Source organism: Pseudoxanthomonas sp. 68-E7, from assembly GCF_057773145.1.
Map to the genome: position 1 here is coordinate 112,545 of NZ_JBYMTI010000002.1, position 22,388 is coordinate 134,932.

Consider the following 22,388-nt stretch of genomic DNA (forward strand, 5'->3'; position numbering starts at 1 on the left):
GAAAAAAAGCGCCGAGCCAGGCGCTCAGTCCTCATCCTCGCTCATCGCCATCACCGCGAACAGCATCCAGGTGGTGTGCGGAATCCATTGCTCCACCCAGCGCCATTGTTCCGAGTCCGGACCCGGTGCGAAGGTGATGCCGGCGCCGGTGTCGCTGCCCACCGCGCCGGTGATGCCGTTCGAGATACCGCCCACGAACATCTCGCCGGCGCTCTCCAGCACGGTGGGAGGATTCTTCTCGCCAAAGCCGTAGAGCATGGAGATGCCGTAGGGGTTGCGGCCCAGTGTCCAGTCGAGTTGGTTCTGCGCGTAGCCTGCCCGGTTCCCGCGCAGGCCATATCCTGCCGTGCCGTGTTCCGCCAGCTTGCGTCCGCCGATGACCATGGCCGCGCTGAGCGAAGCCAGGCGGGCGCTTTCGCCCTGCCACCAGTAGCCGGTCTCATTGCGGTGCGGAATGAAGAATCCTTCCCGTACCTCGCCCGCGGCCTTTCCGTTCGTCGTCAGCTGGAATCGCTGGCGGGCGTAGCCATAGGGGTTGGCGACCGCGCCGGTGATGGTCAACTCGTGCGTCAGCGCCGAGTCGATGGCCGCCAGCGCACGCTGGCGACGCGCCGGTTCCGGCTCGATGTCGACGTAGGCCGACAGGCTGATCACCGGCAGGCCGGCTTCGGCCGCATGGAAAAAAGGCCGGCTGCCGCCATCGCTGATGAAACCGCCATCGGCCTGCTGCCTGGCCATCAGGCTGGCCGCGCGCAGGCGTGCGTCGTCCAGGTAGCGCGATTGGCTGGTGGCATTGTGCAGTTCCACCAGCGCCATCAGCGCCGTGTAGTCGTCGATGATGTTTTCCTTGCCGTCGGCGCAGTACTGCGGGTTGAACTGGCGCAGGTGGTCATAGGCGCGCTGCGCGTCGGCCAGGTAGGTCGCGCCATCGAATTCGCCGTGGCGGCCGGTTTGCCTCGCCAGCATCGAGGCGCGTGCGAGCGCCGCGATCGCCATGCCGCCGCCGGCGCGGAATGCCGAGCGGTACGCGGTGTTGTAGGTTCCCGCCGCGCCCTCGTAACCGGTGACCATGCGTTCGGCGCCCGGCGTGCCCCACTGGTCGAAGATCGTGGTGTAGAAGTAGCCCTCCGCGTCCAGGATCCGGTGCAGGTAGTCGGCGCCCCAGAAGGTCTCTTCCTCGACCTGCGCCTGCAGGCCATGGGCGGCGAACAATGCCTTGCGCGCGTGCGCGCCGTAGGCCAGCACCCACACGGCCATCGAAGCCTGCTGCGGATTGAAGAAGTTGGCATAGCCCAGATGCGACAGGTATTTGCCCTTGTCGCCACCCGCATCCTGCCAGCCACCCCACGCGTTCACCCTGCGCGAGGTCTTGAAGATGGGCAGGTCGCGATCGGCGTCGTCGGTGTGGCGGCTGCGCTGGAAGTAGCCCAGCAGCTGCGCGCCGGTCGTGGCGAAGACGGCGTTGTCGCGTACCGGCACCGGTGCCGACGTTGCATGCGCTTGGCCGATGCGCACGTCGACCTGATATCGGCCGGCTTGCTCGACGGACGAAAAGTCGACGCCGAAATAGCGTTTGCCAGGACTCCATTCGGTGAACGGGGGCAATGGCCGCAGCTCGCCGCTCATGACGGGCTCGCCGTCGCGCAGCACCGTGTAGCTGCCTCCGGTCGCATCGCCCGCGTATTCGACGATGGCCTGTTTCGGCCCCCGCCGCTCCAGCGCGACCTGGTTGATCTGGACCAGCAGCGGCGCGGTCGGCAGGCTCACCGACACCGTGGTCGTCGGCTCCGGCGTCTGCGCCAGGGCCGGCTGCGCGTGCGCGAAGGCGGACAAAGCTACCGCCAGCGCGGCCAGCACCTGGATTCCGGTCTTGCGGGAATGCGTCAAGGGAGTCATTGGCACGGTTCCGGATAGACTGGCATCGCAACCTAGCCATGCATTTGACCGCTGTCAATAAATATTTCATATGGATGTATGAAAATATGGGTGCTTGCCTCCCCTCCCCTACGCTCAATCGGTTTCAACGCCTATGAACATTGGTCGCGGCGCCACCCAGCAGTCCAGCGCTCCCTACAACCGACGCCTCGTGCTGGATTTCATCCGCCAGCATGGCGCCGCCTCGCGCAAGGACATCCAGGAAAAGGTCTCTCTCAGTCCGCAGACGGTCGCCAACATCACCAATGAGCTGGAGTCCATCGGCCTGATCGTCTCGCGCCGGCAGAAGGACCTCAAAACCCGCGGCCAGCCGCCCATCGCCTTCGAGATCAACCCCGACGCCGGCCAGTCCATCGGCATCAGCCTGGAGCCGGGCCGCGCCTCGGGTGCGCTGGTCAACCTGGTGGGCCGGATCGACGCCCGCTTCGAAGTCCAGTTGCAGGGCTGCGACCGCCCGCAGCTGCTGGCTGGCCTGCTGGAACTGGTGGCCAACCTGCGCCGGCAGGCCAATGCCCGGGTGTGGGGCATCGGCGTGGCCCTGCCCGGCCCGCTGGGCGACACCGAACTCAGCTTCGTCGGTCCCACCGCGCTGGAGGGCTGGAAGGACCTGTCCATCCTCGACCAGTTGCAGGAAGCCACCGGCCTGCCGCTGTTCCACAGCGTCGACAGCGTCGCCGGCGCGCTGGGCGAAACCCTGTACGGCGTGGCCCGGCACCTGGACACGTTCTTCTACCTGCACCTCAGCATGGGCCTGGGCGGCTCGCTGATCGTGGGCCGCAACCATTACCGCGGCGCCGACGGCAATGCCACCGAGATCGGCCATGTGCCGGTGGTTCCCGGCGGCACGCCCTGCTATTGCGGCAACCGGGGCTGCCTGGAGCGTTACCTGTCCCTGCACTCGCTGGCCGAGGCGCTGGGCGTGGACGACGGACAGATCCGGACCACCGACCTGCTCGACCGGCTGGACGATGCCGACGACCAGCCCCTGCAGCAATGGTGCCGGCAGGCGGCGCAGCGATTGCGCGATGCCATCTGCATGATCGAGAACATGCTCGATCCGCAGACCATCGTCATCGGTGGTTCGGCACCGCAGAAGCTGGTCCAGCGGCTGGTCGAACTGGCGCAGCCGCTGCATCGTTCGGTACGCGGCCGCCCTGCTCCCGAGCTGCCACGCGTGATGATCTCCCAGCGCGAGGAAGACTGCTCCCTGCTCGGCGCGGCGGTGCTGCCGATCCACGAACTGCTTTCGCCGCGCTTGCAGGGCCTTCAGAAAGACGATCTGGGCGACATGCAGGCGGCGGAACTCCTGGGCCATCGGCTGGCCAATGGCGGTCGTCGGGTCTAATTAAACTTCCACTGGATATTTTTATTGACAGCGTCGGATAGGGGTGCCTATAGTCGCCCCATGACGCAAGATCAGCCCCAATTCAGCATCATCGGTGACGTCAGCGTGGACCTGGTCCTGGGCACGCTGAACCAATGGCCGAAGATCGGCACCGAACAACTGCTGCCCCGCAGCGAGCTGCGCGCCGGTGGTTCGGCCGCCAACTCCGCGCTGGCCGCCCGCCATCTCGGCTTGAGCCCTCGCCTGATCGGCGCCATCGGCAACGACGACCTTGCACAATGGCTGCTGCTGCAACTGGTGGGCATCCGGGTCGAACTGCAGACCTGCGCCAGCGACACCACCATGTCGGTCGGCCTGATGCACGCCGATGGCGAGCGCACCTTCTTCACCAGCTGCGGGCACCTGCAGCACCTGACCCCGGCCTTCGTGCTGGAACACCTGCCGCGCGCGCCGGCTGGCAGCATCGCCCTGTTCACCGCGCCCTTCCTGCTGCCGGGCATGCGCGACCACTACGATCAGCTGCTGGCCCAGGCCTCGGCACGGGGTTACCAGGTGGCGCTGGATCCCGGTTGGCCGCCGGAAGGCTGGACGCCCAGGGTCCACGAGGAAGTCGAAGGCTGGCTGGCCCATTGCGACCACCTGCTGATCAACGAACTGGAGGCGACCAGCATCGCCGGCACCCAGGAATTGACGCTGGCGGTGCAGCGCATCGCCAACCTGCTCAAGCCCGGCGCGCACCTGATCATCAAGCTGGGCGCCGCCGGTGCGCTGGGACATGTCGACGGCAAGAGCACCTATTACGCGACCGAAGTGGCGCCCGGCATCTTCGACACGGTCGGCGCGGGCGACAGCTTCAACACCGGCTATCTGGCGGCGCGGCTGAGCCAGGCCGGCCTGCACGAGGCGCTCGGCGCAGGCTGCCGGACCGCCGCGGCCATCCTGCCGCGCTTCCCGCGCAAGAGCATCGCCGCCGGCGAGCTTTCCCATTGCCTGCAGTCGTATCCCTGACCCCGGAGGCACGACCATGAAGCACCGGCCACTGATCATCGGTTACATCCTCCTGATCTGGTTCGCGATCTCCTTCATCACCAATCTGATCGGGCCGCTGATGCCCATCGCCATCCAGGACTTCGAACTGAGCCTGACCATGGCCGGCTTCATGCCGTTCTCGTTCTTCCTCGCCTACGGCCTGATCTCGATCCCGGGCGGGATGCTGATCGAGGTCCGCGGCACCCGCTTCACCCTGTTCACCGCATTCGCGCTGAATTTCATCGGTGCCCTGGCCATCTCCCTGATTCCCGGCTATGTCTCGGTCGTCGGCGGCCTGTTCGTCATCGGCCTGGGCATGGCGCTGTTGCAGGTGGTGATCAATCCACTGATGCGCACCGCCGGCGGCGAGCAGCACTTCGCCTTCTTCTCGGTGATGGCGCAGCTGGTGTTCGGCCTGGCCTCCTTCCTCAGCCCGCTCGCCTTCAAGCTCTACATGCAGCGCCCCGGCGTCGAAGGGCAGCCGCTGGCATGGCTGACGTTCTATTGGTACTTCAGCGCCGCCTTCGTGCTGTTGGCCCTGCTCAATTACAAGCTGCCGTTGCCGGCGGTGGAACTGAAGGACGACGAGCGCGCCGGCAGCCGCGAGGCCTACCGCAGCCTGCTGCAGCGTCGCGACGTGCGCCTGTTCTTCCTGGCGATCGTCGCCTATGTCGGCACCGAACAGTCCATCGCCAACTGGATGTCGCAGTTCCTGCACAGTTATCACGGCCTGTCGGCGACCGAGCAGGGCGCGGTCGCCGTCAGCCGTTTCTGGGGCCTGATGTCGCTGGGTTGCGTGGCCGGACTCGGCCTGCTGAAACTGCTGGATTCGAAGCTCGTGCTGGCGATCTTCTCGACCCTGGCCATGGTCTGCCTCGCACTCGCCCTTTTCGGCCCTGCAGCCGTCTCTCCACTGGCCTTCCCCGCTGCGGGCTTTTTCTTGTCGGTGATGTTCTCGGTGATCTTCTCGCTGGGACTGAACTCGGTGCGCCAGCACCACGGCGCGTTCTCGGGAATCCTGTGCAGCGGCATCCTCGGCGGCGCCATCGTGCCGCTGCTGATCGGTTTCGTGGCCGATCACTGGGGCCTGCGCGTGGGCCTCTCGCTGGTCTTCGTGCCCCTGCTCTACATCCTCAGCGTCAGTGCCTGGGCCAGGCCACTGGTGCGCAACCAGACCCTGTATTCCGCAAGGAATACCCCCGCTTCGCCCTGACCGGGCAATCGCACCAGCCATCGCGCGGGCCCGCCGGCCCGAGTCGCCGTACAACCAGGAGCCCATGATGAGAAAGCATCCCCGCGCTGTTCGACCGACCGGCATCGCCGCCGCGGTGGCAGCGGTTCTGTTCAGCTGTGCAACCGTTCCGGTCCTGGCCCAGTCCAGTACGACCGACGAGGCGCCGCAGGCCAAGAGCGGTGACGCCCCGACGACCCTGCAGACCGTGCGGGTGTCCGCCACCCGCCTGGAATCGGATCTGCTGAAGACGCCGGTGACCGTCACCGCGGTCACCCAGGAAACGCTGACCCGCGAAGGCATCCGCGACGTGCGCGGGCTGTCCGGCAGCATGCCCAACCTGCAGATCGCCAACGGCCCGGACTCCGGCGTGCAGGTCAGCATCCGCGGCATCGGCGCCAACAACTTCACCGAGATCGGTGATCCGGCGGTCGGCCTGCACGTGGCCGGACTGTATTCGCCACGCCCGCAGGGCGCGCTGGCGCTGATGTTCGACGTGGACCAGGTCGAAGTGCTGCGTGGTCCGCAGGGCACCCTGTTCGGACGCAATTCGACCGGCGGCAGCATCAACATCATTCCGGCCAAGCCGCGCTTCGACTCCAGCTTCGGCAGCACGGAGATCGAACTGGGCAGCTACAACCTGCGCCAGATCAACCTGATCCAGAACCTCGCGGTGAATGATCGCTTCGCCCTGCGCGTGGCGGCCACCAAGGTCGAGCGCGACGGCTGGATCGATCAGCAGCAGGATTTCACCGATGTCGACATTCCCGAACGCGGCTTCATCGCCGACGGCATCCCGGACGTGGACCAGCGCCGCAACGTCAGGGTGCCGCGCAGCAAGTACTACTACAACCGCGACGAATGGGCCGCCCGCATCGCCGCCCGCTTTGCCATTACCGACGACGTGGAGTGGCTGCTGGCGTACGAGAAATTCCAGAACTCCGGCGCCGGCCAGGTGGGGATGAAGGACTGCGACCAGGCTGCCGGTACCCGCTTCGCCTGCACGGGCGGCAAGTGGGACGTGAAGATCAACGTGCCAGGCCGGACCGACATGTCCATCGACACGGTGCGATCCAACCTCAACTGGTACCTGAGCGACACCAACAGCATCGAGTACAGCGTGGCCTTCGCCAAGCAGAAGCGCTTCCAGATCTCCGACGACGATGGCGGCTACCACGAGATCCCCTCGCAGGTCACCGCCACCCTGCCGGTGCCGGCGGAAGGCGACTGGGGCGTCTGGCCGGTGCGGGACAACACCTCCATCACCCTGGACTCGGAGTACAGGTCCTTCGTGCACGAGTTGCAGTTCAAGCACCAGGGCGAGCGCCTGAACCTGGTGTCCGGCCTGTTCTGGATGCACGAGAAGAATTCGATCGACTACGCCCAGGAAATGCTGGTCAACGCGCCGTTCGGCTATCCGATCAGCCAGTTCTACCACCAGCCCAACCGCCAGATCGACGCCAAGGCGATCTTCTCCCAGGCCGACTGGCGTTTCGCCCCCACCTGGACCGCGACCTTCGGCGCGCGCTTCAGCCGCGACTCCAAGACCGATCGCGGCGGCCAGGTGTACGGCGGCTGGGACAGCGAATCGACCGCCTACTACAACGGCCTGTACGACCCGGGCACGCCGGGTGAACCCGGCTTCCGTCCGCACAACGGTCGCGATCTGACCGAAGGGATGGGGCCGTTCGCCGGCATCGGCGCCTACCGGCTGTGGGGACCGCCGGCGGAGAACGCGCATTCCGATTCGTGGCGCAAGTTCACCTACCGACTGGGCCTGACCAAGGATCTGTCCGATCACGAGATCCTGTTCACCTCGCTGTCCACCGGCTACAAGGCCGGCGGCTTCGGCGACAAGGACGATGCCTGCGACGGCAAGGTCTGCGTGGACGGTCCCGCCGGTCCGCACTACACCTTCTTCCCCTACCGGCCGGAAACCGTCACCAACCTGGAATTCGGCTACAAGGGCCTGTTGCTGGACAAGCGCCTGAGCCTGTCGGTCACCGCCTTCTACAGCCGCTACAAGGACATGCAGGTGACCGGCGATTTCTTTGCCGCCAAGGTGCATGTCAACGAGCCCTGCCCGGAATGGGATCCGACCTGCGACGTGGTCAAGAAGTGGCAGACCGTCAATGTCGGCACCGTGAACATCCCGGGCGTGGAGGTGGAATTCGACTACCTGCCCACGGCCAATACCCGTATCGGCGGCTTCTTCTCGTACATCAACAGCAAGATCAAGGACTACCCGACCTTCAGCGACGAGTGGAACTGCGGCGTGCGCGAGGAGTTCGGCGCCGTCCCCTGCCCGGATCCCTACAACGGCCCCAACCCCGAGCTTGCCGGACGGCAGATCTACGACATCACCGGCCATCATCTGCCGATGACCCCGAAGTTCACCGCCGGCGTCAACCTGTCCCACACCTTCCGGTTCGGCAATGGCTATGAGCTGGTGCCCTGGTTCAACGTCAAGTGGCAGGACAAGATGTACTTCACCCTGCGCAATCTCGACAACCCGCACATCTCCGACGGCCAGGAGGCCTATGCCACCGTCGACGCCAGCCTGAGCCTGCAGTCACCCTCGTTCTGGCGCGCCGAGTTGTACGTGCTCAACGCCACCGACAAGATGACCAAGAACTGGGCCGACGATGCCGGCGGTTTCATTCGCGCCTACTGGAATGATCCGCGCACGGTCGGCCTGCGGGTGCGCTTGGACTACTGATGCCGTTGCAGCCGGTGACCCGATGGGGGGCACCGGCTGCGGATGCATCGCAGCGGATTTCAACGAAATGCCAGTGTCAGTACCCGCAACGCATCGCGTGAGCGCCGGTCGTTGAGCGCGCTGTAAAGCACCACCTCCTGGGGAGGAATCGCCGGCAACGCGAGCAGTTCGCCCACATCGAGCGTGCCCGCCGGTGCCGCCCGGTTCGCGAGCACGGCCACCGCCAGGCCGCCGGCCGCGGCGGCGCCCAGGATGGCCGCGCCCGTGCCCACGAAGACTTCCTCCCAGGGAATTCCGGCGCGATCCAGTGCGCGTACCGCGGCCGCCCGGATGCGGCAGGCTTCCCCTTGCGTCGCCAGCGGAACCGGCTTGCCAACCACGGGTTTCCAGCCGATGGCGGCATACCAGGAGAAGCGCTCGGTGAACACCGCCTTGCCCTGCTTGCGTCGATCCTCGGGGCGCAGGACCAGCACCGCGTCAAGTTCGCCCCGTTCGTAGGCCTGCATCAGTTCACGCGTGCCGGCCACGCGCATTTCGATCCGCAGGCCCGCGTCCAGTTCGCGCAGGCGGCGCAACAGGGAAGGCAGTTCACCGCCCACCAGAAGGTGATTGATGCCGATCGCCAGTTGCCGCGGTTCGGATTCGAAAGCGGCCACGGCATGATCGTGGCTGGTCACCAGATCGCGGGCCGCGCCCAGGAATGCCAGCCCTTCCGCGGACAGACGCACCTGCCGCGGCGTCCTTTCGAGCAGACGGCGCCCGAGCTGTTCCTCGAGCCTGCGCAGCTTGAGGCTGACCGCCGACTGGGTGATGCCCAGCACGTCCGCCGCGCGGGTAAAGCTTTGCAACTCCGCCGCCAGCACGAAGGCCTTTACCGCGCCGATGTCGAGTATTTCCATATCCGCAGTCATTTCATTCTGAAATGATAGATATAAGTCTATCCCCATTTTACTGATGACCGGATCCCGCTAGCCTGCACGCCTCCCCACTGCAGGAATCACCCATGAACCGCCTGATTGGCATGACCTTCGCGATGCTGGCCGGATTGGCCGCCCGCGACGCCTCCGCGCTGGGTCAACCGTCGCCGCTGCGGGGAACCTGGATCCTGGTCGCGGCGGACAGGATCCTGCCGGGCGGCGAGCAGGTACGCGACTACGGCGAACATCCGAAAGGCAGGCTCATCGTGGATGCGGCGGGACGCTACTCGCTGCAGATCCTCAAGGCCGAGCGCCTGCGTTTCGCCGCCGAGGGCAAGGCCGATGGCACGCCCGACGAGTTCAAGTCCGCCGTCATGGGAAGCAGTACCCACTACGGTACCGTGTCAATCGATGACGGCGGGACGCTGCTGGTGTTCTCGATCCAGGGCTCCTCGTTCCCGAACTGGGAAGGCACGGTGCAGAAACGCCAGTTCACGCTTGCCGGCGACGAATTGAGCTACCGGGTACCGCCTCGTTCCGATGGCAGCGTGCCGGTCTCCGTGTGGCGCAGGGAGCAATGACGGGCATCAGGCGTTCCCGGGGGGAAGGTTGATCTCGCCCGCCACCGGGATTCGGGGGCTGCGAAATCCCATCGCGATCCAGGCCTTCAACAGCTTGCTGAAGAACGACATGGATTGATTCCTGAGGTTGGGCACGTCATCCGGCAGGAACGAGGCATCCGCCAGATCGCCGGTCATGGTGCGCATTTCCAGCGCCGGCAACGTGCGGTCTGGCCACAGGCCACCATACAGGCTCAACCAATGCCCGCCCTTGAAATCGAGGAACATGGGGGTGTTGCAGCAGGTGGCGATCACGCGCCGCGTGCCGGCGTTGGCCGTCAGGCGGAATTCCTTCAACTGATCGGCGCCGGCGGTGAAGGCGACGCGGTCCTTGCGATAGAGAACGAACCGCGTTCCGCCGCGCCGATCCAGCACGGGACGCGCGCGGGGCAGATGCTCCAGACGCGCGCCGGCGGCGCGGCAACTGTCGCAGTAGCACTCGGTGCTGGTGATCGGACTCCCTTGCAGGATCAACCGGGTCTTTCCGCAGGCACAGGCAAGGTGATGGTTCGGCGGCATGGGGTCTCTCCGGGCGTGGATTCAGTTCATCGACGAACGGGGGAGCGCGATTTCGACAACCGTCATCCCCGAACTTCCCAGAGAGCTCGCGCCTCCTCGGCGACCGCCTCCGGCATTTCCTCCGGCCAGAACAGTTTCCCGCCTTCGATCAGGCGGATACCGCGCGATTCGGGCAGGGTTTCGTCAAGCCATTCCGCCCATGTCGGTGGAAACAGCGGATCCGCGGTACCCCAAACCATGCGCGTGGGTATCCTCAATCCACGCAGGGCCGGCTCGATGGCAGGCAGCGGATTGGTTTCCAGCGCCGACAGGTAGCGATTGAGCTGCGACCTGCGCCGGGGCGAGGCGACGAGCGGGCTGAAGTAATAGTCGATGGCTTCATCGGTGACCTGCGCGGGATGCATGTAGGCGGATCCGAAGATGCCCTGTTCCGAGCGGGCATGGACGCGGTCGTCCAGGTGACGTTGCATCTTTTGGTCGTAGGCGCCGGCCTTGGCCGTGTTGATCGAATTGCGCATCTGCGCCGGCGGGCAGTTCTCGTGCACGTCGCAGTTGGTCAGCAGCAGGGTGCGGACCCGTCCCGGGTGCTGCACCGCGAAAAGCTGGGCAATCGTCCCCCGCTGTAGTTGGCGAGCAGATCGACCGACGCCACCCGGAGGCGATCGAGGAACGCCACCAGCATGTCGACCTGCGCCTGCGGCGAAAGGTCCTGTCGTTCGTCGACCTCCGTGTATCCCAGTCCCATGAAATCGGGTGCAAGGGTTCGCCGGTGGCGCGACAGGCGCGCGAGCGAACCGCGCCAATGGAATCCGTTCAAGGGAAAGCCATGCAGGAACAGCGCCGCCAGGCCGCTGCCCCGCTCCACGTACGCGATGCGCCCGAAAGACGTGTCGGCGAAGCGGCGCAACCGGCTGAACTCCGCTGTCTCCTGCGCGGCCTCCCGTGCGTTCTCCTGCCTGCCGGGTGTGGCATGCAGGACCGTGAGCGCGCCGCCTCCGGCGGCCGTCGCGCACGCTTGCAGAAAGCTTCGTCGATCCATGCTGGCTCCGTGTGATCACGACTGGCCTGCATCATTCCCGGACCCATGCGGACCTGACCACGCGAATACGGAATCCCAGGCCAAGCCAGGCTTGTGGTCGGCGGCGTCTGGCGATGCGCACCCGGTGTATCAAACCTCTTCCCCACCCTCCCTCCAGGAGACGAGACATGCACGCAGCGATATTGGCCGGCGTCCTGCCGCTCCTGTCAGGCTGCGCGACCTCCCCGGGCGAACACGGCTGGAGCGGCGAACATGCGCAGCCGTTCGACGATGCGCGGGAAGCGTGCGAACACGAAAGCGACGCGCGTCCCAAAGCCGAGCAGCCCCGGCGCGCTGGAAGCCTGCATGGCGCGCCGGGGCCGGCGTGGCCGTTGAGGGTCCTTGCTGCGCGGGGCAAGTCGGCGCATTTCAAACGTCTCCGCCTCGGTTCGCGATATTGGACGCTTGCCGCGGAGATCCCGTGGTTCGTTCGTTGCCGGGGTACCGGTACGAGAAATGGATCCGGGAGCAGGCACTGGCCCGGCCGGGCCCAGCGCTGTTTAATCGGCATCCTGGCACAACCGGGAATCGAGACGTACATGAAGACGCATCCTTGGCGCCGCGGTCTGGCGGCGCTCGCCCTGATCTTGTCCATCCCCTGCGCCCTGGCGCAGACACCGGCGATGACGCCGGACATCACCGGCAAGGCGTTCGCCATATCGAAGGAAGGCTTCGACTACGACAAGCGCGTGGTCATGGTGCCGATGCGCGACGGGGTCAAGCTCTATACGGTCATCGTCGTGCCCAAGGGGGCGAAGCATGCGCCCATGCTGCTGACCCGCACGCCGTACGACGCGGCCGGCCGCGCCCAGCGCACCGAGTCGCCGCGGATGATCGACATCCTGCCTCAGGGCGATGAAGTGTTCGTGCGCGGCGGTTACATCCGCGTGTTCCAGGACGTGCGCGGCAAGTACGGGTCCCAGGGCGACTACGTGATGACCCGTCCGCTGCGCGGGCCACTGAATTCGAGCAAGGTCGATCACGCCACCGACGCCTGGGACACCATCGACTGGTTGGTCAAGCACGTGCCCGAGTCCAATGGCCGGGTCGGCATGCTGGGTTCCTCCTATGAAGGCTTCACCGTGGTGATGGCGCTGACCGATCCGCATCCGGCGCTGAAGGTGGCCGCGCCGCAAAGCCCGATGATCGACGGCTGGATGGGCGACGACTGGCTCAACTACGGCGCGTTCCGGCAGGTCAATTTCGGCTACTTCACCGGCCAGCTGACCAAGCGCGGCAAGGGCGTCTCGCTTCCCGGCCAGGGCCTGGACGACTACACCACCTTCCTGCGCGCCGGCTCGGCCGGGGATTACGCGCGCGCCAACGGGCTGGAACAGATTCCATGGTGGCGCAAGATGACCGAGCATCCGGCCTACGATGCGTTCTGGCAGGAACAGGCGCTGGACAGGAAGATGGCCGACACGCCCTTGAAGGTGCCGACCCTGTGGCTGCAGGGCCTGTGGGACCAGGAAGACATGTGGGGCGCCAACCACAGCTACCAGGCGATGGAAGCGCGCGATACCGGCAACAACCTCAACTACCTGGTGATGGGACCGTGGCGGCACAGCCAGGTCAACTATGAAGCCCGCAACCTGGGCGCGCTGAAGTTCGACGGCGACACCGCCTTGCAGTTCCGCCGCGACGTGCTCAAGCCATTCTTCGATCAGTACCTGGTCGAAGGCGCGCCGAAGGCGGATACGCCGCCGGTGCTGGTCTACAACACCGGCGAGGACCACTGGGATCGCCTGACGCAATGGCCGCGCAGCTGCGCGCAGGGTTGCGCCGCGCCGGCCCGGCCGTTGTACCTGCGCGCGGGCGGCCAGCTTTCGTTCCAGCCGCCAACGGCCGGCGAAGGCGATTTCGAGGAATACGTCTCCGATCCCGCCAAGCCGGTGCCGTTCGCGCCGCGCCCGGTGCGCTTCGGCGATCGCGACATGTGGACGACCTGGCTGGTCAAGGATCAGCGCTTCGTCGATGGCCGGCCCGACGTGCTCACCTTCGTCACCGAGCCGCTGACCGAGCCGCTGCGCATCGCCGGCACGCCGTGGGTGAACCTGCAGGCCTCGACCAGCGGCAGCGACAGTGACTGGGTGGTCAAGCTGATCGACGTCTATCCGGACCAGATGGCCTCGACACCGGAGATGGGCGGTTACCAGTTGGCGGTATCGCTGGCGATCTTCCGCGGACGCTACCGCGAGAGTTTCGAGCACGCCAAGGCAATCGCGTCCGACCAGACCCTGCCCTACCGCTTCGCCTTGCCGGAAGCCAATCACGTGTTCCTGCCGGGCCACCGGGTCATGGTCCAGGTGCAGTCGACGCTGTTCCCGCTGTACGACCGCAATCCGCAGACTTTCGTGCCGAACATCTATTTCGCCAAACCGGCGGACTACCGCAAGGCGACGCAGCGGATCTGGCATACCCCGGAAGCGGCGAGCGCGATCGAATTGCCGATGTATTGAGCAGGGCAAGCGCGGGGCGTGCTGCCCCGCGCTTGTGCCGGTGCGCTCCGGCGTGCGCCCGGTCATCCGGCCGGGTAATGCGGCGCGGCGCTCACCGGCGCTGCGTCGCGAGGTCTTCCAGGATGGGGCATTCCGGTCGATCATCGCCGTGGCAGCGCTGGGCCAGGTCCAGCAGGGTTTGCTGCATGGCCTGCATCTCCTGGATCTTCCTGCCCAGATCGTCGGCATGCTCGCGGGCGAGTTTCTTGACTTCCGAACTGGCGCGCGTGCGGTTGTCCCACAGGCCGAGCAGCAATTCGATCTGCTTGATGGGAAAACCGAGCAGGCGCGCGCGCTTGATGAAGCGCAGGCGGTGCACGTCGTTGTCCGGATAGACGCGATAGCCGGCGAAGGTGCGACCCACCGGCGCCAGCAGGCCGATGCTCTCGTAGTGCCGGATCATCTTGGCGCTGACCCCGCTGAGCGCGGCGGCCTCGCCGATGTTGTGCAGCCCTTGCTGGCGGGCTTCGGCCAGTTCCGGCCGGGGCGTGGATGCGGGTCTGGGCATGGGAGTCTCCTAGGCGTTCAAGGTGGGATGCCAGCGACGCAAAAGCAAGGTATTGGCCAGCACGCTGACCGAGGACAGCGCCATGGCCGCGCCCGCCACGATCGGGTTGAGCAGGCCGAAGGCCGCCAGCGGAATGCCGACCACGTTGTAGGCGAACGCCCAGAACAGGTTCTGGTGGATCTTGCGGGTGGTCCGGCGCGACACCTCGATGGCCGCCGCCACCAGGCGCGGATCCGGACGCATCAGGGTCACCCCGGCGGCATGCATCGCCACGTCGGTGCCCGACCCCATCGCCAGGCCCACCGAGGCGGCGGCTAGCGCGGGCGCGTCGTTGATGCCATCGCCAACCATTGCGACGGTGCCCGTCCGCTGGAGTTCGGTGATCACCTCGGCCTTGCCATCCGGCAGCACGTTCGCGCGCACCTCGTCGATGCCCAGCTTGCTGGCGACCGCCTTCGCCGCGCCCGGGTTGTCGCCGGAGATCATCACCGTGCGCAGGCCCATCGCGTGCAGTTGCGTGATGGCCTCGGCGGCGCTTTCACGCGGCTCATCGCGGAACGCCAGCAGGCCGCGCAGGCGGATCCCGTCGCCCTGCTCTTCCGCCAGCCAGGAAACCGTATGCCCGGAGCCGGCCAGGCGTTCGGCCAGCGCATCCTGCGCGGACAGATCGATCCGCAGTTCGTGCATCAGCTGGGTGCTGCCCAACCACGCCGCGCGCCCGTCCACCCGGCCGGTCAGGCCGCGTCCGGCCAATGCCTGGACTTCCTCGGCACGGGCCGCGCCGGGTCCGCCGGCCGCCGCCAGCACCGCCTTGGCCAGCGGATGTTCGCTACCGGCCTGCAACGCGGCCGCCAGCGACAGCAGATCCGCGGTCGAACCGTGCGCCGGGATCGCTTCGGTGAGCACCGGGCGTCCCTGGGTCAGGGTGCCGGTCTTGTCGAACGCGACGATCAAGACCCGGCGCGCCACTTCCAGCGCTTCGGCATCCTTGAACAGGATGCCGGCCCGCGCCGCCACGCCGGTACCGGCCATGATCGCGGTCGGCGTCGCCAGCCCCAACGCACAGGGACAGGCGATCACCAGCACCGCCACCGCGTTGAGGATGGCCTGGTTCCAGTCGCCGGTGATCGCGCCCCATCCGACCAGCGTCAACAGGGCAACGCCGATCACCACCGGCACGAACACCGCGCTGACCCGATCCACGACGCGCTGGATCGGTGCCTTGCGCGCCTGCGCGTCCTCGACCAGGCGGATGATCCGCGCCAGCGCGCTTTCCGCGCCGACCGCCACGGTGGTCAGCGCAATCGTGCCTTCGCCGTTGACGGCACCGCCGGTCACGCGATCGCCCGGGTTCTTCGCCACCGGCAGCGATTCGCCGGTGATCAGCGATTCATCGGCGTGGGTCCGGCCTTCGAGCAGTTCGCCGTCCACCGGAATCTGCTCGCCCGGACGCACCAGCACGACATCGCCCAGCTGGACCTGTTCGATCGGCAGTTCCACTTCGCCCTGCGGTCGGCGCACGCGTGCGGTCGCCGGCCGCAGGGCCTGCAGGGCGCGGATCGCCTCGGTGGTCTGCCGCTTGGCGCGCGCCTCCAGCCACTTGCCCATCAGGATCAGGGTGATGATCACCGCCGATGCCTCGAAGTACAGCGGTTGCGCCCCGTGATGCGAACTGCCCGCCAGCAGGTGGTAGACGCTCAAGCCATAACCGGCGCTGGTGCCCAGCGCGACCAGCAGGTCCATGTTGCCGGTCCGCGCCTTCAGCGCTTTCCAGCCCGCCTTGTAGAAGCGTGCGCCCAGCCAGAATTGCACCGGCGTCGCCAATGCGAACTGCAGCCAGCCCGGCAACATCCAGTGTTCGCCCCACAGCAGCGCGACCATCGGCAGCGCCAGCGGAAGCGAGAGCAGCACCGCGAAACGCAGATGCCAGACTTCGCGGGAGTTGGTCTTCCGTTCGCTGCCCGGCTTGGCGGCAGCCTGCGATGTGAGGGACGCACCGTAACCCGCGGCCACCACCGCGGCCACCAGGTCGGCATCGCTGGCCTGCCCGGTGGCGCGGACGCGCGCGCTTTCGGTTGCCAGGTTGACGGTCGCCTCCGCCACGCCCGGCACACGGGCGAGCGCGCGTTCGATGCGCGACACGCAGGACGCGCAGGTCATGCCCTGCAACGACAGTTCGACCACGCGGGTGGCGACTTCGTAACCGGCCTGGCGCACCGCGGCGTCGAGGGTTTCCAGCGCCAACGGCCGCGCCGAGCGCACTTCGGCGGTTTCGGTGGCCAGGTTGACCGATACGTCGGCCACGCCCGGCACCGCGCGCAGGCTGCGTTCGACGCGACCCACGCAGGACGCGCAGGTCATGCCGGCTATGCCAAAGCGGAAGCGTTCGTCGGGCGTGTTCCGGGACGTGGCCGCGGCAGGGTTCAGGGAGGCGTTCATCAGGGCAGTCCTTGGTGGGAATACCCGCAGGTTGGAGCTTCCCATCGTGGGAAGGTCAACCGCCCCGCCGCCGCCGGGCCGGCCATTGACCTTCCCATGGGGGCAAGCCTGACAGTGGCCCCGCCGGCGATGGGCCGGTCATCTCATCCGAGCCACCATGAAACTCATTGTTGAAGGCATGACCTGCGGGCACTGCGTCCGCACCATTACCTATGCACTCCAGGCGCTGGATTCCAACGCGCTGGTCTCCGTGGATCTGGCCGGCAAGACCGTCATGGTCCAGGGCCGGATAGGACTCGCCGAAGCGACCGAGGCGCTCGCCGCCCAAGGCTATAGCGTGGTCGGCAGCGATGCGTCCGACAGCGCCGAGCCCGCGGCCGCGAGCCAGTGCTGCGGCAGCTGCAAGGCGGCCTGAGGTCCTTCCCCGCCCGGGATCTCCGACAGGATGCGGCGGTCCCGGGCCTCCCGCGCCGTGCATGCAAGGCGTCCGGCATTCGCGCGACGGGCGTCGCGCCTTCGCGGTGCTGCAACACTACTTTCATCTGTGGCCCCTAGCATCGCCGGGATTTGCCGAGCGGCGGACGAGGGAGGGGCCTGGGTGTCTGATCGAAGCGGGACAGGGGAACGCAGGGAAAGCGCCCCGGGTGATGTCGAGAGGACGCGCTGGTTCATGCACCACATCCTGCCGCACGAAGCGGCGCTGCGGCACTGGCTGTCGCGCCGGAGCGCGCCGGACGTCTTCGGCATCGAGGACATCGTGCAGGAAAGCTATGCGGTGCTCGCCGAGCGCGAGCGGGTGGACGACATCCTGAATCCCCGCGCCTACCTGTTCCAGGTGGCCCAGTCGCTGGTCGTCCGCAACATCCGCCGCGCTCGCATCGTTTCCATCCAGGCGGTCGAGGATCTTGGCACGATCGACTTCGCCGACGAGGCGGCCACCCCGGAGCAGAGCGCCATCGCCCACGACGACCTGCGCCAGCTGGCCCGGCTGATCGCGAGCATGCCGGGCCAGACCCGCGAAGCCTTCATCCTGCGGCGGATCCGCGAATTGCCCCAGCGGGAAATCGCCGCGCGGATGGGGATTTCGGAAAACACGGTCGAAAAACACATCGTCCGCGGCATCCGCTGGCTGGATCAGTGGTTCGCCAGTGGCGGAAACCCGCCCGCCAAAACCTCTAGTCAATTGGAGCGGGAAAGAAGGCGTGCCAGTGGAAGAGCGCGAAACCAGCCAGAACATTGAAGAAACCGCGGCGCGCTGGGTGGCGAGGATGGACCGCGAGCCGTTGTCCGGGCCCGAAAGCCATGCGCTGAACGACTGGCTCGCCGGCGACCGGCGGCGCCTGGGCGCGTTCATGCGCGCGCAGGCACTCTGGATGCGCAGCGAATCGGCGCGCGCGCTGGGCCCGCAGTACGACCCGGCGGACTTCGCGCAACCGGCTGCCCTGCCCCATCGCGCGATCCCGCGACCACGGCGATGGATGGAATGTGGCGGTGCGTTGGCCGCCTCGCTGGTGCTGGTGGTGGCGCTGGCGGCGACCCTGCAGGCGCCCAGCGCCTACGCCACGGCCAAGGGCGAGATGCGCATGGTGCCGCTGGGCGATGGCGCCACGGTGACGCTCAATACCGACACCCGCATCCGGATCCATGACGAACGGGGGCGCAAGCGGATACAGCTGCTGCGCGGCGAGGTGTTGATCGAGGACGCCAATGCGGCCACGCCGACGCTGGTGGAGGTCGACGGGCGGCAACTGCTCGCCAATCGCGCGAGTTTCGTCGTGCGCCGGTTCGATGGCCAGCCGGCGCAGGTGCTCGTGCAGGAAGGCAAGGTGGAGGTCAGCGGCCCGGCTTCCGCTACGCACGTGTCCTTGAATGCCAATACCGGCATGGCCCTGCGGGCACGCGGCAACGATATCGGGCGACCGGCGCCCCTCGCCGCCGGGCAGATGGGACGCGAGCTGGCCTGGCGAGAAGGCAAGATCGCGCTGCAGGGCGAAACCCTGGCCGAAGCCGCCGCCATCTACGCGCGCTACAGCGACACGCCCATCGTCATCGCCGATCCGGAACTGGCGCGCATGCAGGTCACCGGCCTGTTCGCCACCCACAACCCGATGGGCTTCAGCCAGGCGATCGCCGACGTGTTCGACGCGCAGGCGCGGCGCGAGCGTGACCGGATCGTGGTCACGCGCACGCATTAAATTTTTTTGACAGATAGCGGAACGCGTCTCCGCCACGGCTCTTTGTTCTCAGTACCGCTCTTCAGCCGATTGCCGAGAACATCCTGACCATGAACCGCTACCAGAAAGTCCTGTTGACCAGCGCCATCGCCACCGCCCTGGCCTGCTCCCCGCAGGCGATGGCGCAACAGCGCACGTTCGAAGTCCCGGCGCAGCCGGCCGTCACCGCCATCCCCGAACTGGCGCGGCAGGCGCAGGTGCAGATCATCGCGCCGGCCGGCTCCCTGGAAGGCATCGAAACGCCGGCGATCACCGGCGAGATGGACGCGCGCGAGGCCCTGCGCCGCCTGCTGCAGGACACCGGCCTGGAAATAAAGTCCGACGAGGGCGGCATCATCCTGCTGCAGAAGGCCGGCGCGGGCGATGCGGATCGCAGCCGCACGGAGCCGAAGCCGGGCAACGGCTCCGTGCGCGGCCGCATCCTCAACACCGCCACCGGCGAATACGTGCGCAATGCCGAGATTCGCGTGGAAGGCACTCCGCTGGTCACCTACTCCGGTGACGGCGGCAACTTCCGCCTGACCGGGCTCCCGGCGGGCGAAACCACCCTGGTGGTCCGCTATACCGGCCTGCAGGACGCCCGCAGCACCACCACCGTCACCGGCGGCGAAATCGCCACCCTGGACTTCGACCTGAAGGTGCCCTCCTACGCCGCCAACGGCGGCGAGGCCACCGAGATGGACATGATCATGGTCACCGCCAAGCGCGAGGGCCAGGCCAGCGCGATCATGGAGCGGCGCGCCGCGATGAACGCCAAGAACGTGGTGGCCGCCGACAACTATGGCGCGCTGACCATGGGCGATGTCGGCGAGTTCATGAAATCCATGCCGGGCATTTCGCTGGACTACACCGAAGTGGACGCCACCGCGGTACGGATCGGCGGCCTGGATCCGAAGTACTCGACCTTCACCATCGACGGCGCGCGCATGGCGACCGCCACCTCCAACAACAACACCGGTCGACAGAACTCGTTCGAGCAGATGTCCATCACCGGCATCGAATCCATCGAGCTCAACAATACCCTGACCGCCAGCATGGACGCCGACTCGCCCGGTGGCCAGATCAATCTGCGCAGCAAGTACGCCTTCAACCGTACCGGCCGCCAGATCGTGGCCCAGCTGGGTGGCGTCGGCACCTCCGATTCCACGCTGGCGCGCAAGTATTTCCCCGACGATCGCAAGCATTCCACCCTGTACCCGTCCGCCCAGTTCGGTTTCGGCGACGTGTTCATGGAAGGCCGGCTCGGCGTGGAGTTCAACACCAGCTACAACGCCAACTACGTCCAGCAGGACCGCATCCAGACCGACTGGTCCTACCTGCCGGACGGGCGCGTCATGCCGTACCGGGTGATGTGGCGGCCGGGCCCGAAGATGACCAGCCGTACCGCCGCCAACCTGAGCACCGACTACCAGATCACCGACGAGCTGGTGTTCTCGCTGCGCAGCACCTATTCGTTCTATGACGTCGAGTACTTCAACCAGTACACCTTCCTCTACTTCGGCACGCCGACCGCGTCGTATGCCACCCCGGACTCCACGCCGACCCATATCGTGGTGAATCCCAATGGCAACAACACCCGTCTGCGCACCGAATATTCGCATCGCTACGCCGGCACGCCGACCTACACCATCGCGCCCAAGCTGGAGTTCAAGGGCGAGACCCTGGAGGCCACGCTGCGCGGCAGCTATTCGCGTTCGGAGTTCAACTTCCGCGACAACAGCGAGGGCTTTTTCCAGCGCACCGACAACTGGCTGACCGGTATCGGCTTCACCATGGACCGGCCCAACGAGGGCTCCAATGCCTGGAACCTCAACCAGACCGCCGGCCGTCCCTGGGGTGATCCGACCAGCTTCAACCGAGATTCCGACATCGGCAACAACATCCGTACCGCCGAATCCGATGCAGTCAACGACCAGTACGGCGCCTATCTGGATCTGAAGCAGCAGCTCACCATCCGGGACGTGCCGGTCACGCTGATGGGTGGCCTGGGCAGCCGCAGCAACGACTGGCGGACCAACGAGGGCTCCTACCAGCAGTTCCAGTACGTCGGGCCCAACGGCGATCTCAGCCAGCAGGATCCGGCCGCGGTCATTCCCTGGACCCACCACTACCAGTTCGCCATCCACGGTTTCGATGCCGGCAACATGAACGCGCAGAACTGGCGTGCCGACAGCCACTACGCGATGTACGACATCTACCAGTCCCATCCGGAGTACTTCGTCCCGGACACGGTCGGTAACCTGAAGCGCGTGCTGGACAACAACAAGCGCATCCAGGAGCAGGTCGACGCCGCCTACATCGAGGCGCAGACCCGCATCGGCGCCGCCCGCTTCGACCTGGGCCTGCGCTACGAGAAGACCCGCACCGCCGCCCGGGTCGCCAGCGTCCGGCCGGTCAGCGAGGTCACCGACGCCGGCCTGGCGGTCAACACGGTCGAAGGACTGCTCTACCAGTACAACAACGGCGCCTACTCCATGCGCCGCGGCGAGTACGAGGACTGGTTCCTCAGTGGCGGCGTCAAGTACGACTTCAGCGAACGGCTGGTCGGGCAACTGGCCTTCAGCCAGTCCATCCTGCGTCCCGACTACGGCAACCTGGGTGGCGTGGTGTCGGTGAACGACGACACCCTGATCGTCACCGTGCCCAATCCGCTGCTGAAGCCGGAACACTCCACCAAGTACTACGCCAGCCTGCAGTACTACCTGGAACCGTCCGGCATCGTCGGCCTGTCCTACTACAAGCTGGACATGACCGACATGCAGGTCACCGGCATCATCGTGAATCCCGAGGATGTCGGCTTCGACCCCGACGAGTACGCCGGCTACACCTTCCGCAGCGCGCAGAACCTGCCCGGTACCAGCACCAACGAAGGCCTGACCCTGGAGTACAGCCAGCAGCTCACCTTCCTGCCCGGCGCGCTGCGCGGCCTGAGCCTGTATGGCTCGTACACCAAGGTCAAACCCGATGGCGTGCGCCAGAACATGCCGGAGCAGGCGGCCAACTGGGGCATCCGCTACAACTACGGCCGCTTCGACCTGCAGATCAACGGCAACCGCCAGGGCGACTACCGGGTGAGCGCGCTGAGCAATACGCCGACCACCGCCAACAACGGCGTGCTCTACCACACCGCGCGCGAGCTCTGGAACATCAGCGCCAGCTACAAGCTCACCGACAACATCGAACTGCAACTGGCCGGGCGCAACATCTTCAACGAACCGGACATCATCTATTCCAACGTCCCGGGCCGGGTCCAGCAGTACACCGTCTACGGGTCGATGTGGAATTTCGGCATCAAGGCCCGGTTCTGAGGTCCGCA

Annotated in this window: 17 protein-coding genes; 10 read left to right on the top strand and 7 right to left on the bottom strand. The window is 66.5% G+C overall.

The genetic code is table 11. The features are described 5' to 3' along the window. Window positions 1-24: 24 nt before the first annotated feature. Window positions 25-1,896 (bottom strand): glycoside hydrolase family 9 protein, encoded by a 1,872-nt coding sequence (locus AC3DE2_RS05165; RefSeq protein WP_488425346.1) that lies wholly within the window; start codon window positions 1,894-1,896, stop codon window positions 25-27. 133 nt (window positions 1,897-2,029) lie between these two features. Here AC3DE2_RS05165 and AC3DE2_RS05170 point away from each other — a divergent pair, with 133 nt between their 5' ends. The 4 genes from AC3DE2_RS05170 (at window position 2,030) to AC3DE2_RS05185 (ending at window position 8,259) form a co-directional block, all read left to right on the top strand. Further along, window positions 2,030-3,280 carry an ROK family transcriptional regulator gene (locus AC3DE2_RS05170; protein ID WP_488425347.1) on the top strand — a complete coding sequence of 417 codons (1,251 nt, stop codon included), beginning with the start codon at window positions 2,030-2,032 and terminating at the stop codon, window positions 3,278-3,280. A gap of 60 nt (window positions 3,281-3,340) precedes the next feature. After that, on the top strand, window positions 3,341-4,288 hold the full coding sequence (locus AC3DE2_RS05175; protein ID WP_488425348.1) for a carbohydrate kinase family protein: 948 nt from the start codon (window positions 3,341-3,343) through the stop codon (window positions 4,286-4,288). A gap of 16 nt (window positions 4,289-4,304) precedes the next feature. After that, complete coding sequence (locus AC3DE2_RS05180; protein ID WP_488425349.1) at window positions 4,305-5,522, top strand: MFS transporter; 1,218 nt, start codon at window positions 4,305-4,307, stop codon at window positions 5,520-5,522. Between the two features lie 67 nt (window positions 5,523-5,589). Further along, window positions 5,590-8,259, top strand: coding sequence for a TonB-dependent receptor (locus AC3DE2_RS05185; RefSeq protein WP_488425350.1), 2,670 nt, complete (start codon window positions 5,590-5,592; stop codon window positions 8,257-8,259). Between the two features lie 59 nt (window positions 8,260-8,318). Here the strand turns inward: AC3DE2_RS05185 and AC3DE2_RS05190 are convergent, their stop codons facing one another. Then, a complete protein-coding gene (locus AC3DE2_RS05190; RefSeq protein ID WP_488425352.1) occupies window positions 8,319-9,170 on the bottom strand; it encodes a LysR family transcriptional regulator in 852 nt (283 codons plus the stop codon). Between the two features lie 92 nt (window positions 9,171-9,262). Here AC3DE2_RS05190 and AC3DE2_RS05195 point away from each other — a divergent pair, with 92 nt between their 5' ends. Beyond that, entirely contained in the window at window positions 9,263-9,757 is a 495-nt protein-coding gene (locus AC3DE2_RS05195; protein ID WP_488425353.1) for a lipocalin-like domain-containing protein, read from the top strand. Window positions 9,758-9,763: 6 nt separating this feature from the next. On the opposite strand, the gene AC3DE2_RS05200 is transcribed toward AC3DE2_RS05195, so the two are convergent. The 3 genes from AC3DE2_RS05200 to AC3DE2_RS05210 form a co-directional block, all read right to left on the bottom strand. Next, the gene (locus tag AC3DE2_RS05200; protein ID WP_488425354.1) at window positions 9,764-10,315 is read right to left on the bottom strand and encodes a GFA family protein; all 552 of its coding nucleotides are present in this window, start codon (window positions 10,313-10,315) and stop codon (window positions 9,764-9,766) included. A 62-nt stretch (window positions 10,316-10,377) separates the two neighbouring features. Continuing rightward, complete coding sequence (locus AC3DE2_RS05205) at window positions 10,378-10,908, bottom strand: alpha/beta fold hydrolase (RefSeq protein WP_488425355.1); 531 nt, start codon at window positions 10,906-10,908, stop codon at window positions 10,378-10,380. Further along, window positions 10,872-11,354 (bottom strand): alpha/beta fold hydrolase, encoded by a 483-nt coding sequence (locus AC3DE2_RS05210; protein WP_488425356.1) that lies wholly within the window; start codon window positions 11,352-11,354, stop codon window positions 10,872-10,874. The genes AC3DE2_RS05205 and AC3DE2_RS05210 overlap by 37 nt, the downstream gene beginning before the upstream one ends. A gap of 662 nt (window positions 11,355-12,016) precedes the next feature. On the opposite strand from AC3DE2_RS05210, the gene AC3DE2_RS05215 reads away from it, so the two are divergent. Continuing rightward, complete coding sequence (locus AC3DE2_RS05215) at window positions 12,017-13,852, top strand: CocE/NonD family hydrolase (protein ID WP_488425751.1); 1,836 nt, start codon at window positions 12,017-12,019, stop codon at window positions 13,850-13,852. Window positions 13,853-13,943: 91 nt separating this feature from the next. Here AC3DE2_RS05215 and cueR read toward each other — a convergent pair whose 3' ends face one another. Both cueR and AC3DE2_RS05225 read right to left on the bottom strand, forming a co-directional pair. Then, complete coding sequence (gene cueR, locus AC3DE2_RS05220) at window positions 13,944-14,399, bottom strand: Cu(I)-responsive transcriptional regulator (RefSeq protein ID WP_295383346.1); 456 nt, start codon at window positions 14,397-14,399, stop codon at window positions 13,944-13,946. A 9-nt stretch (window positions 14,400-14,408) separates the two neighbouring features. Then, a complete protein-coding gene (locus AC3DE2_RS05225; protein ID WP_488425357.1) occupies window positions 14,409-16,838 on the bottom strand; it encodes a heavy metal translocating P-type ATPase in 2,430 nt (809 codons plus the stop codon). A gap of 157 nt (window positions 16,839-16,995) precedes the next feature. Here AC3DE2_RS05225 and AC3DE2_RS05230 point away from each other — a divergent pair, with 157 nt between their 5' ends. From AC3DE2_RS05230 to AC3DE2_RS05245, 4 genes are all read left to right on the top strand, one after another. Further along, window positions 16,996-17,253 (top strand): heavy-metal-associated domain-containing protein, encoded by a 258-nt coding sequence (locus AC3DE2_RS05230; protein WP_295383348.1) that lies wholly within the window; start codon window positions 16,996-16,998, stop codon window positions 17,251-17,253. A gap of 255 nt (window positions 17,254-17,508) precedes the next feature. Further along, window positions 17,509-18,078, top strand: a complete 570-nt coding sequence (locus tag AC3DE2_RS05235) for an RNA polymerase sigma factor (RefSeq protein ID WP_295383349.1) — start codon at window positions 17,509-17,511, stop codon at window positions 18,076-18,078. Next, entirely contained in the window at window positions 18,041-19,033 is a 993-nt protein-coding gene (locus AC3DE2_RS05240) for a FecR family protein (RefSeq protein WP_488425359.1), read from the top strand. Before AC3DE2_RS05235 ends, AC3DE2_RS05240 begins: the two co-directional genes overlap by 38 nt. A gap of 89 nt (window positions 19,034-19,122) precedes the next feature. Then, window positions 19,123-22,380, top strand: a complete 3,258-nt coding sequence (locus AC3DE2_RS05245; RefSeq protein WP_488425360.1) for a carboxypeptidase regulatory-like domain-containing protein — start codon at window positions 19,123-19,125, stop codon at window positions 22,378-22,380. The last annotated feature ends 8 nt before the right edge of the window (window positions 22,381-22,388 follow it).